General features: G+C 42.5%; 14 protein-coding genes. 11 read left to right on the forward strand and 3 right to left on the reverse strand.

Features of this window, described 5'->3' with window-relative positions:
* Positions 1–15: 15 nt before the first annotated feature.
* Both IM500_RS11570 and IM500_RS11575 read left to right on the forward strand, forming a co-directional pair.
* Positions 16–378 (forward strand): hypothetical protein, encoded by a 363-nt coding sequence (locus IM500_RS11570; RefSeq protein WP_052278088.1) that lies wholly within the window; start codon positions 16–18, stop codon positions 376–378.
* Positions 379–432: 54 nt separating this feature from the next.
* The gene (locus IM500_RS11575; RefSeq protein ID WP_190722235.1) at positions 433–744 is read left to right on the forward strand and encodes a DUF4164 domain-containing protein; all 312 of its coding nucleotides are present in this window, start codon (positions 433–435) and stop codon (positions 742–744) included.
* Between the two features lie 56 nt (positions 745–800).
* Here IM500_RS11575 and IM500_RS11580 read toward each other — a convergent pair whose 3' ends face one another.
* Positions 801–1,214 carry a four helix bundle protein gene (locus IM500_RS11580; RefSeq protein WP_061431063.1) on the reverse strand — a complete coding sequence of 138 codons (414 nt, stop codon included), beginning with the start codon at positions 1,212–1,214 and terminating at the stop codon, positions 801–803.
* Positions 1,215–1,464: 250 nt separating this feature from the next.
* Between IM500_RS11580 and IM500_RS11585 the strand changes: the two genes are divergently transcribed.
* The 3 genes from IM500_RS11585 to IM500_RS11595 all read left to right on the forward strand — a co-directional run bounded on the left by IM500_RS11585 (position 1,465) and on the right by IM500_RS11595 (position 3,850).
* On the forward strand, positions 1,465–1,998 hold the full coding sequence (locus IM500_RS11585) for a type IV pilin-like G/H family protein (protein ID WP_287738472.1): 534 nt from the start codon (positions 1,465–1,467) through the stop codon (positions 1,996–1,998).
* A gap of 310 nt (positions 1,999–2,308) precedes the next feature.
* Positions 2,309–2,815 (forward strand): type IV pilin-like G/H family protein, encoded by a 507-nt coding sequence (locus IM500_RS11590; protein WP_287738473.1) that lies wholly within the window; start codon positions 2,309–2,311, stop codon positions 2,813–2,815.
* Between the two features lie 246 nt (positions 2,816–3,061).
* Positions 3,062–3,850: a hypothetical protein gene (locus IM500_RS11595; protein WP_287738474.1), complete on the forward strand. Its 789-nt coding sequence runs from the start codon at positions 3,062–3,064 to the stop codon at positions 3,848–3,850.
* Here the strand turns inward: IM500_RS11595 and IM500_RS11600 are convergent.
* Complete coding sequence (locus tag IM500_RS11600) at positions 3,847–4,311, reverse strand: DUF29 domain-containing protein (RefSeq protein ID WP_287738477.1); 465 nt, start codon at positions 4,309–4,311, stop codon at positions 3,847–3,849. The genes IM500_RS11595 and IM500_RS11600 overlap by 4 nt on opposite strands.
* Positions 4,312–4,540: 229 nt before the next feature.
* On the opposite strand from IM500_RS11600, the gene IM500_RS11605 reads away from it, so the two are divergent.
* On the forward strand, positions 4,541–5,482 hold the full coding sequence (locus tag IM500_RS11605) for an NAD-dependent epimerase/dehydratase family protein (protein ID WP_190722230.1): 942 nt from the start codon (positions 4,541–4,543) through the stop codon (positions 5,480–5,482).
* Between the two features lie 122 nt (positions 5,483–5,604).
* On the opposite strand, the gene IM500_RS11610 is transcribed toward IM500_RS11605, so the two are convergent.
* Positions 5,605–5,817: a DUF2839 domain-containing protein gene (locus IM500_RS11610; protein WP_002759416.1), complete on the reverse strand. Its 213-nt coding sequence runs from the start codon at positions 5,815–5,817 to the stop codon at positions 5,605–5,607.
* A gap of 156 nt (positions 5,818–5,973) precedes the next feature.
* Between IM500_RS11610 and IM500_RS11615 the strand changes: the two genes are divergently transcribed.
* From IM500_RS11615 to IM500_RS11635, 5 genes are all read left to right on the forward strand, one after another.
* Positions 5,974–7,209 (forward strand): LL-diaminopimelate aminotransferase, encoded by a 1,236-nt coding sequence (locus tag IM500_RS11615; RefSeq protein ID WP_190722229.1) that lies wholly within the window; start codon positions 5,974–5,976, stop codon positions 7,207–7,209.
* Between the two features lie 111 nt (positions 7,210–7,320).
* Positions 7,321–8,154 carry a metallophosphoesterase gene (locus tag IM500_RS11620; protein ID WP_190722228.1) on the forward strand — a complete coding sequence of 278 codons (834 nt, stop codon included), beginning with the start codon at positions 7,321–7,323 and terminating at the stop codon, positions 8,152–8,154.
* 103 nt (positions 8,155–8,257) lie between these two features.
* Positions 8,258–9,037, forward strand: a complete 780-nt coding sequence (locus IM500_RS11625) for a pantothenate kinase (protein WP_190722227.1) — start codon at positions 8,258–8,260, stop codon at positions 9,035–9,037.
* Positions 9,038–9,107: 70 nt separating this feature from the next.
* Positions 9,108–10,175 (forward strand): NAD-dependent epimerase/dehydratase family protein, encoded by a 1,068-nt coding sequence (locus tag IM500_RS11630; protein WP_190722226.1) that lies wholly within the window; start codon positions 9,108–9,110, stop codon positions 10,173–10,175.
* A gap of 190 nt (positions 10,176–10,365) precedes the next feature.
* Positions 10,366–11,637: a glycosyltransferase gene (locus IM500_RS11635; protein WP_190722225.1), complete on the forward strand. Its 1,272-nt coding sequence runs from the start codon at positions 10,366–10,368 to the stop codon at positions 11,635–11,637.
* Positions 11,638–11,757: the final 120 nt, after the last annotated feature.

Below are 11,757 nucleotides of genomic sequence, written 5' to 3' on the forward strand. Positions count from 1 at the left end.
TTAGGAGTTTAGCAAATGTCTAACGAAACCGTCACCTATTCCCTAGAATCGGTCCTTAAGGAAATTAAAGACAGCATCAAGGAAGTCAACCAGAAAATGGACACCTTGCAAAAAGATGTCAATCAGAAAATCGATACTTTGCAAAGAGATGTAAATGATTTAAAGGTAGGACAAGCTAAACTAACTGAGAAAGTCGAAGGGATGGATAAAAGACTAGAAAAAGTAGAAAATGAGCAATACACTCTAGTTAAGACTATTTCTGACCTACAGGGTTTTCGAGGTCTGATTGTCCCTATCCTTATCGGTGCCATGAGTGCCGCTATCGGTGCAATTATCACCGTTGCGATTAGAATTCTTTTCCTCGGTAACAATCCCTAAAATTCTCCAGTCTCACACCCCGAAAACTATTGATAACTTTAGGAGTATAGCAAAATGTCTAACGAAACTGTAACTTATTCCCTAGAAGCTGTCCTAACCAGAATTGAGAGTAAAATCGACTCTCTGGAAAAACGGATGAATGAGAGATTTGACAAGGTAGAGGACCGGCTAACCAAAGTAGAAATCGGACAGGCCGGACTCAAGGGAGAGTTAAAAGGCGATATTAAAGTATTAGACGAGAAAATCGAGGGATTAACGGTACGGGTTGGTTATCAGGAATTTACCAACCGGGGGATTTTGATAGCTTTGGTGGTTGCTGTCTTGGGAGGTGCCGCTAAACTTTTCGGTTTTTTCCCCAATCCCTAGAAGTTACCCCCGATACTTAAACCTAACCTGAAATGGAGAATTAGGGTTTTGGGGAATTAGGGTTTTGGGGATTTTGGGGTGTTCAGCAGCCATTTATCGGCATTATTAGTCATGATGACAATCAGTCCTAAAACCTTATTATACTGACCATAAAGTTTTCTACCAGTCTCAATATCTAAATATTGGCATTTAACAGCAAATTTTAACCATACTTGGCTTTCTGCTGCTTCTGCTTCCGCATCATTTAATCTCAGCAAAAATGAACCCTTATATCGTCTTCTACGCCATGCCTCTGCTAAATTAGCACAGACAGAACGAGAAGAACGTCGAATTTGGTCAATTAATGAATATTTTTCCGACCCGGGAAACTTTTTAGACAGTTCAAAGATTTCCATAGCCAGATTAAAGGCGATTTGATAAACTTCTAGGTCTTCATGGGTGTTCAGCAATTTCTTCGGTTTTTGCACCATAATTCCCCTTTCCTGACTGATGATTCTCACTTTCCCTTATATATACCTCTTGTCAAACCTAAATTCAGGAAAATCCCCATTCCCCCACTTCCCCACCACCCCACTTCCCCACCACCCCACTTCCCCACCACCCCACTTCCCCACCACCCCACTTCCCCAAAAAAAATTTTTCCAAGGGTGATAGGTTTTCTGAAACAGGTGGGTAGATTGTTTATAGAGGACAAAAAACACCTAACACAAGGATATACCCATGAACTCCACCTTCAAATTCAAACTCATCCAAGCTCTCAACAAAAAGAACCGTAACAAAGGTTTCACCCTTATCGAACTCCTAGTTGTCGTTATCATCATCGGTGTACTCGCCGCCATCGCTCTCCCCAACCTCCTCGGTCAGGTAGCTAAAGGCAGACAAGCGGAAGCTCGCAACAACCTCGGTACCGTTAACCGCGCCCAGCAAGCTAACCGCTTGGAAAACGCCACCTTCACCGCAGTTTCTAACTTGCCTGTCACCACCACTTCTACCTATTATGGAACCTTTACTGATCAAACAAATGGAAATGCTAACATCAACCAATTGGGTGCCGCTCATATTGCTACAGCAAACAGTACCTACACCAACGATATTCTCGATTACGGTTCTGCCGTTGGTCAAACCACCTCTGGTGCTTACACTGCCGTTATCTGTGAACAAACCAGTAACCCGTCTGCTACCACTGGTCTTTTAACTGTTGGTCCTGGTACTGCAACCGCAGCTTGTGCTAACAATGCTCGTCTCATCCAGTAATCGCCGTCTAGAAAAGTATGGGGGTTGCCCTTACATACTTCTCTGACAATCGCAATTTCACAACTCAGCTTTAATCATACTCTAGCGGAAGGTGGCAGGGAAATGTTCTCTCGGAAACCTTGCGCTTTTGATTTTTTTCGGGAAGTGGGGGAAGTGGGGAAGTGGGGGAAGTGGGGAATTTCAACTAAAACCCCCCGCAACGCGCATGCAGTGACCACCCCAACACCCTAAAACCCCCCGCAACGCGCACGCAGTGACCACCCCAACACCCCAACACCCAAAATATAGTCAATATTGCCAGGGCCTAACTATGAAATACCTTCTTTTTTCAGCAATCAAATCACAGGGAAAAAAAGCGAGGGGTTTTACTTTAATAGAATTGTTAGTAGTGGTGATTTTATTGGGGGTTCTCGCTGCCATCAGTTTACCGAATCTCTTCGGACAAGTCGCTAAGGGTAGGCAAGCAGAAGCGCGCGCGGCACTGGGATTGATCAATCGCACCCAACAGGGTTATCGTTATGAAAAAGGGACTTTTGCTACTTTATCTGAACTAGCTCTGGAAGCTGCCACTATTTCCCTAAAATTCTATAATATCAGCGAAGTAGGACCTCCCAATGCTTTTGGAGCCGCCTATGAATTGGATGCTTTGACTCCATTTAATAACGATATTAAAAATTATGCCGGAGCGGCCGGACAAACGGCAGCCGGGGCCTATACTGGTATTGTTTGCGAGGATGAAACTCCTTTGGAAGATAATGTTTCTACCAGTAATTCCGCCGGTGTTCTTGCTTGTGTTAATGGCATTGAAATTAATTAAAATAACCCCAAAAATCTTTTATTTTTGTTGATAAGTAAATGGTTATAATTATGAAGGGCGTGATTTGTCGGTTAATTCATCGTAGGGTTAATTCATCGTAGGGTTAATTCATCGTAGGGTTAATTCATCGTAGGGTTAATTCATCGTAGGGTTAATTCATCGTAGGGTTAATTCATGAATTAACCGCGATGGTAGGGTTAATTCATGAATTAACCCTACACTGATTATTGACTTTTATTTAAAGCTATGGTAGGTGCAAAAAAATATCTCAATCTATCCTTACTTAAAACTCTTGGTTTAGTCGCCGTCATCGGTGGACTAATCATGGCTATTGTGGAAATGCAACAGGAAAAGGTGAAAACCTTGACCAAAGAAAAGTTATTAGATAGAAATTATCGTCAAGAGTCTCGCCTAGAAAATGCTCAGGTTCAGTTATTAAAAAATATACCTTCCTTTGGCTTTGACAATATGTTAGCCAATTGGTCAATGTTGCAGTTTATACAATACTATGGCGATGTGGATGCTCGTAGGGAAACTGGTTACGGTTTAAGTCCCGATTTTATGGAAATTGTCACCAAAAATGACCCCAAATTTGTCCGCGCCTATTTGATGATGTCTGTCGCTTCTTCCCTGAATGCTGGTAAACCCGAAAGAACCGTTGAGATTATGAATAAAGGTTTATCAAAAATCACTCCTGATGTCACCGATGCCTATTTTCTTTGGTTATATAAAGGAGTGGATGAACTATTATTTTTAGGTGATATTCCTGCGGCGAAAAAATCTAATCAAATGGCCGCCGATTGGGCAAAAATTGCCGGTAATAAATTTATCGAAAAATCCGCTAGGGGAACGGTGAAATTTTTAGAAACTAATCCCGATAGTCGCGCTCCTAGAGTCGGTGCTTGGATGTTAGTCTGGATAAATAGCCAAGACGAAGAAACCCGCAGGTTAGCTAAGGAAAATATCGAAAAATTGGGCGGTAAATTGGTTGTGGTTAATGATAATCAAGTGATGGCAATTCCCCCCAAAGATTAGGGTTTGACATATTTTTCATCCTCCCAAAACTTATGATTTAATAAGCCATCAATATCCTTATAAAAAGGACAAACATCGGGAAAATTAGCATCATATTCAATTCGCATATTCTCCACCGCTTCCTGATAACAATCATCATAAATATCGGTTAAAAAACTGCATAAACTAGGAGAATCTTTCAGGATATCTTTTAACTTCGATTGACAGCGTTTAATTGTTACTTCCCAACCTCGATAACAGTCGGAAAAAGGAAGATAACGCCGTTTTAAACCGTGTTCAAATAATGTAATTAAACGGTTTTTAAGTTCCCTTTTGTCTCGTCTTCCCAAAGATTCCACCTCCTCGATCAAATTCTCTAAATCAACTTGAGATAAATCCCCAGATTTTAATTGTTTGACCGTCTTCTCTATCCACAAAGCAAAATCTTGATCATACAGATTTTTTACCTTTGCTAAAGTCATCATTTTGACCTCCTCTGTTGACTAATTACCTTTATTTTACCGAAACTTCGCCAATTCAGACTAAATCCGGTTATCAAAGACTGATTATTTATTCTCCCTATCCCAAGAGTGCCTCTCCTCAACCGATTTAGTATTATAGTTAAGGGATACCCCCAAAACCCAACAACTAACAAGCCACAAACTGCACCGATCGAGGGATAATATAACCTTGATATTGACAATGGCGACTATGAAAATTTTAATTATGGGTGGAACCCGATTTATCGGTGTTTCTTTGACTAAAGTGTTAGTAGAACAGGGTCATGAAGTAGTATTATTCAATCGTGGCAATAAACCCGCTCCGGTTGCTGGAGTACGACAGATTCACGGCGATCGCACTGACCCAGCGCAACTGAAAGAAAAGCTTAAAAATGAAAGTTTTGAGGCAATTTTCGATAATAATGGCAGAGAATTAAGTGATACTCAGCCCCTCGTCCAGATTTTTAGGGAAAGAATCGGGCATTTTGTCTATGTTAGCTCGGCGGGGGTTTATCTAAAATCCGACCAAATGCCCCATAAAGAAGGGGATAAACTAGATCCCAAAAGTCGCCACAAGGGAAAACACGAGACAGAAAACTATTTAAGCGAGATGGGTTTACCCTGGACTTCCATCCGTCCGGTTTATATCTACGGACCGGGGAACTATAATGACCTAGAAGCTTGGTTTTTTGACCGTTTGGTTCGTAATCGTCCTATTCCTATACCCGGTCATGGGGAACATTTTACCCAATTCGGTCACGTTGTCGATCTGGCCAAGGCCATGGCCGCAGTATTGGGTAATTCTCAGGCTATCGGTCAAGTGTATAATATTTCTGGCGATCGCTATGTAACTTTTAACGGTTTAGCAAAAGCTTGCGCGGCAGCGATGGGTAAAAATGCCGAGGAAATCGAGATTGTTAACTATAACCCCAAAAAATTTGACTTCGGCAAAAAGAAACCTTTCCCCCTGCGGGTTCAACATTTTTACGCTGATATTAATAAGGCCACCCTGGAGTTAAACTGGCAGCCCGAATATGATCTCGTCAGTGGTTTAACAGACTCCTTCCAGAATGATTATCTCCCTTCCGGTCGCGATCGGCAAGAAATAGACTGGGCGATCGATGACCAGATCTTGGCAAACCAACAAAATTAATTTTTTGGGGGAAGTGGGGAAGTGGGGAAGTGGGGAAGTGGGGAAGTGGGGAATTTCAACTAAAACCCCAACACCCTAAAACCCTAAAACCCTAACCCCCAAACTGATGCAGCTTTAACCAGTTATTGGACATTCCACCAACCGAAGGCCGGCCCGACAAAGCGAATAACTACCCAAACCCCAGCTAAAACTCCTATACCAATCCAGGCACCCCTAGTGGTTAACTTGTAAGCTTGGGATGCTTGACTTTTAGTAATCGGTAGCCAAGGCAGGATGTTTTCTTCCTGTCCATACTTATCACCCAGGGCCGATTGACGACGTTTTGATTCACCCATACTAATGTCAGTTATTAAGAGGTTTTTCTCTGATTGTATATCGAAAGACAACCGCCTACACTCACTCCCAGTCCATGAAGGAGGGCGATCGAAACTGACGGCCGACGACCGACTATTATAGAATTAAAGGTTGCGACTGAAACGAGAATAATAATTATGGCAACCATTAACAGTAATTACTTAAAACTAAAAGCGGGTTATCTTTTCCCAGAAATTGCCCGACGAGTCCAAGCTTTTGCGGCAGCTAATCCCGATGCTAATATTATCCGTCTGGGGATTGGGGATGTCACCGAACCTTTGCCCCTAGCTTGTCGCGAGGCAATGATCAAAGCGGTGGAGGAAATGGGCGATCGCTCTAGCTTTAAGGGTTACGGGCCCGAACAGGGTTATGCTTGGTTAAGGGAGAAAATCGCCGTCCATGATTTTCAGGCTCGCGGTTGTGAGATAAGTGCCGATGAAATCTTTATTTCCGACGGTTCTAAGTGCGATACGGGCAATATTCTCGATATTTTTGGAGATAATAACTCGATCGCCGTGACCGACCCAGTATATCCCGTTTACGTTGATACTAATGTTATGGCCGGACACACGGGAGAGGCCAACGACCGCGGCGAATACGAGGGCTTAATTTATCTGCCAATTACCGCCGAAAATAACTTTACTGCCCAGATTCCGGCGGAAAAAGTCGATTTAATCTATCTCTGTTTTCCCAACAATCCCACCGGGGCCACGGCTACCAAAGAACACTTGACAGCTTGGGTTAATTATGCTAGGGCCAACGGATCGATTATCTTTTTTGATGCGGCCTACGAGGCCTTTATCACCGATGCCAGTTTACCCCATTCCATCTACGAAATCGAGGGGGCGCGGCAATGTGCGATCGAATTTCGCTCTTTTTCTAAAAATGCCGGTTTTACTGGGACCCGTTGCGCTTTAACCGTGGTTCCCCAAAGTCTCACGGCCAAAGCGGCCGACGGCAGTGATGTGCAACTCTGGAAACTGTGGAATCGTCGGCAATCGACCAAATTTAACGGCGTTTCCTACATTGTCCAACGGGGGGCCGAGGCGGTTTATTCCCCGGAAGGACAAGCACAAGTACAAGAACTTGTCAAGTTTTATTTACAAAATGCAACAATTATCCGAGAAAAATTAACCGCCGCCGGTTTAGAAGTCCATGGTGGCGTAAATGCGCCCTACGTTTGGGTAAAAACGCCCCAAGGTCTATCGAGTTGGGATTTCTTCGATAAACTGCTACATACCTGTAATGTGGTGGGGACCCCCGGATCCGGCTTTGGGGCCGCCGGAGAGGGTTATTTCCGGCTGTCGGCTTTTAATAGTCGTGCCAACGTCGAGGCCGCTATGGAGAGAATTATCAGTAAATTTCCAGGCTAATGGTCAAAAGAGGGATGTTTGCGGAAGCATCCCCCAACAACCCCATCGGGAATTGATAGACTGTTGACACACCCAATTTTTCGGTAACTACTCACCGACAACGGCTCACCGATGCGACCCTTTTGGCTAGAATCCTTACAGGTAGAAAGATTAACGATCGCAATTGCTGGCCTACCGGCACATCTGCAAGGGATCAAGTTGGTGCAGTGGTCAGATCTGCACTGCGATGAACAGCATTTGCCTGTAGCTGTCCTGCAAGAAGCGATCGCCATTACTAATCAAGAAAAACCCGATCTCATCTTCCTGACGGGAGACTTTATTACCTATAGTCCCCAGCCAATTTTTACCCTGGTGGATAGCATAAAAGCTCTCGAAAGTCAAGGGGGTATTTATGCTTGTTTAGGAAATCATGACAGTTATCTTCCCCACGCAAGGGAAACGGTCAGAGCAGCCTTAACTGGCGTGGGAATTCGGGTACTCTGGAATGAAATCGCCACACCCTACGGCGAAAATTTTCCCATTGTCGGATTGGCCGATTATTGGTCTGGGGAATTTTTACCGCAAATCCTCGAGCAAATTGCTCCCGATATACCCAGACTTGTCCTTTCCCACAATCCCGATACAGCCATGGTTTTAAGGGATTGGCGCGTGGATTTGCAGTTATCCGGTCATACCCACGGAGGCCAAGTGACTATCCCGGGTATGGGTTCCCTACCGATAGTTTTAGAGAAACTTAGGCGATCGCTGCCCGAACCCTATGGTCAATGGGTTCCCCTTCACCGGCAGTTTAGCAGAGTAGTCCGATACTGGCAATGGTCCGAGGGATTTCACCGAGTCGGGGAAAATCAATTATATGTCAATCGAGGCTTAGGAACCTATTTTCCCGGTCGTCTTTTTTGTCCCCCCGAAGTGACGGTAATTACTTTGATCAACAGGACTCAGTAGTCAGGAGTCAGGAGCCGGTCGTCAGGAGATTATTTTTATTTATTCTCCCCATCACCCCACTTCCCCACTTCCCACTCCCCACTTCCCACTTCCCACTAACTAAATGACTGAGCAAGATACTGACTGGATAGGTTTGATGATCGGCAATTCTCGGCTACATTGGGGGTATTTTTGCGGTCAAACCCTGTTAGCTTGTCTCGATACTCCTCACCTGAACGAACCCCTAAGTAATGAATTTTTGCGACAAATTTTCCCTAAACTCTTGACAAATAAATGTAACTGTGCATTGATTGTCGCCTCCGTGGTTCCTAGCCAAAAAGAATTGTGGGCAAATTATGGCAATTTACGGAGAATTACTTTAAAAGATATTCCTTTACTGGATTTATATCCAACATTCGGCATCGATCGAGCTTTAGCTGTCTTAGGTGCGGGAAAAAAATACGGATTTCCCTGTTTAGTCATCGATGCGGGAACAGCCTTAACTTTTACGGGAGTGGATGGGGATAAAAAGCTAGTGGGGGGAGCAATTTTACCCGGGTTAAAGGTGCAATTAGCCAGTTTAAGGGAACGGACGGCAGCCTTACCAGAGGTGTCCTTACCGGAAAGATTACCGCAGATGTGGGCAAAAGAAACAGCAGAAGGGATAAGAAGTGGGATAATTTATACAATTTTGGCGGGAATAGAAAAATTCAGTCTGGAATGGTTAAATTTATATCCAGAGAGCAGGATAATTTTAACAGGGGGAGATGGGGACTTAATTAGGGATTACTGGCAAGAAAAGGCCATTAAATCACCCCTAGTGGATAAGACGATCATTTTTGAGGGAATTGCCGCAGTTAAGGGAATCTCCTCCTGTTTAATTGACAAAGGCGAACCTATCTAGTAAAGTCGGAGAAAGTTTTCTCAACTTGAGAAATTTCTGAACAACTAGGCAAAAAATTCAGGATATAGTTATGGCGATCGTTCTAGTAACCGGTTCTGCTGGTTTAATCGGTTCCGAATCAGTGAGGTTTTTTTGTGATCGGGGTTATACCGTTGTCGGTATCGATAATAATATGCGTCAGGTATTTTTTGGCGAAGACGCTTCGACGGAGTGGAATCGAGCCAAATTATCCCAAGATTACGGTGATAAATACATTCACCATGCTGTAGATATTCGCGATCATGAAGCGATTTCAGCTATCTTTAAAACCTATAGTCATGATATATCCTTAATTATCCATACGGCGGCGCAACCTTCCCACGATTGGGCAGCTAAGGATCCCTATATGGATTTTAGTGTCAATGCTAACGGAACTTTAGTATTATTAGAAAATACTCGTCAACACTGTCCCCAAGCAGTATTTATTTTCTGTTCCACCAATAAAGTTTACGGGGATAGACCGAATGAATTGCCTTTAGTAGAAAAAGAATTACGTTGGGAAATCTCGGAAAATCATCCTTATTTTGCTCAAGGTATTGACGAGTTGATGAGTATTGATGCTTGTAAACATTCTTTGTTCGGTGCCTCGAAAGTGGCGGCGGATGTGTTGGTACAGGAATACGGGCGTTATTTTGAGATGAAAACTGCCTCTTTTCGCGGTGGTTGTTTAACCGGTCCAAGTCATTCGGGAACGCAATTACACGGGTTTTTATCCTACTTAATGAAATGTACGATGATTGGCAAAGAATACAGTATTTATGGGTATAAGGGTAAGCAGGTACGCGATAATATTCATAGTTATGATCTCGTCAATGCTTTCTATCATTTTTATCAAACTCCGCGAGTAGCAGAAGTTTATAATATCGGTGGTAGTCGCTTTAGTAATTGTTCCATGTTAGAAGCTATTCAAGAATGTGAAGCAATTGCGGATAAAAAGTTAAACTGGCAGTATGTGGAGACTAATCGCATTGGTGATCATATCTGGTGGATTTCTGATGTGAGTAAGTTTAAAAATCATTATCCTGATTGGCAGTTAACCTACACAGTAACGGATATTCTCAAAGAGATTTTTAGTCAAAACGTTAGCCGTTGGACTTAGGGCAAATTAAGAATTATTTTGATCAGTTTTTATCTGCTAGTTTTCCCTCGTTACAAAAGTGATTTTTAGCCAAATATACTGCTAGTAATTGAGGAACTCTGTTAATTAGTTAACTAGAGGACATTAGTGATGTTATTAGTAGCAATGTTGACCTAAAAAAACTAAACCAGAGCATATTTAAGAGACTATTATGTTAACTAAAATCTACAACAATAAAATTTTCCGATTTCTCATTGCTGGGGGAGTGGCATTTCTAATCAACTTATTCTTAATTTATTGGTTCATTGATGACTTGGGATTCAATACCCCATTTCTGAAGAATGTTGCTAATGTCATTTCGATAGAAATATCTTTAATTGCCAGTTTCTTTATCTACAGAATCTGGGTGTGGACTGGGGGAGATTGGACAATCAGAGATGTGATTTTGATACAACTTCCTCTCTATCATCTCTCGGCAGGTTTAGCAGTTTTACTGCGAGTTTTTTTGATATTTCCCTTCTTAAACTGGTTAGGAATTAGCCCCGGAGTCAACACAATGATTGGGGTTTTAATCGGGGCTAGTATCAATTATGTCGCCAGTGATAGCCTAGTTTTTAAACCCAAGAATAAGACTAATGAGACAGAAATGTACTATCCCGAAGGATTAGCACCAGCTTTCCAGATGGACGGTTACTCTCACCCACGTCAATCAAGGGATAACCATGGGGTAAAAACCCTATCAATAATTATCCCTGCTTACAACGAAGAAGATTGCATCGAAAGCACAACTCACTTAATATCTGAACGTTTAGAAGAGGATAAAATTGATTATGAAATCCTAGTGGTTAATGACAATAGCAAAGATAACACCGAAGCAGTTCTGCAAAAAATCAACCAAGAAAATCCTCGGATTCGCTACATCAATAACTATTATCCCAATGGTTTTGGTTTTGCGGTGCGCTGTGGGTTAGAAAATTTTAGCGGGGATGCAGTGGCAGTAGTAATGGCAGATAATTCCGACTCTCCCGATAACATGGTGGACTATTATTATAAACTGCAAGAAGGCTACGATTGCGTTTTTGGTTCTCGTTTTATCAAGGGAGGAAAAGTTATTGATTATCCCATACACAAGTTATTCGTTAATCGTTTGGCTAATCTATTCATTCAAGTTTTATTTGGGCTAAAATTTAATGACACCACTAACGCCTTTAAAATCTATCGGAAGGAGGTTATCGAAGGAATCTCACCTCTACTGTCTCACCATTTTAATTTAACAGTAGAGATGCCCTTAAAAGCGATCGTGCGAGGATATTCCTACACGACAATTCCCATTACTTGGCGCAATCGTACTGCGGGGGTTTCCAAGTTAAAACTCAAGGAAATGGGTAGCCGTTATTTATTTATAGTTCTCTCTATCTGGTTAGAAAAACACCTTTCTCGAGGCGACTATAAGCGCAAACAGAAAAAGAATCAAGTCGGTTGATAATTATTATCTAGTGGAGTATTATTGATGACTAGGCAAGTGTTAATTAGGGCTTGCTGAATAAATGTGAAATGTAGGCAAGGTAAGGGTTTTGTGGCTTTTCTCGTGAAACAGGTGCAA

The sequence above is a fragment of the Microcystis sp. M179S2 genome (genome assembly GCF_020245805.1).
In the GTDB taxonomy this organism is placed as follows: Bacteria; Cyanobacteriota; Cyanobacteriia; order Cyanobacteriales; family Microcystaceae; genus Microcystis; species Microcystis aeruginosa.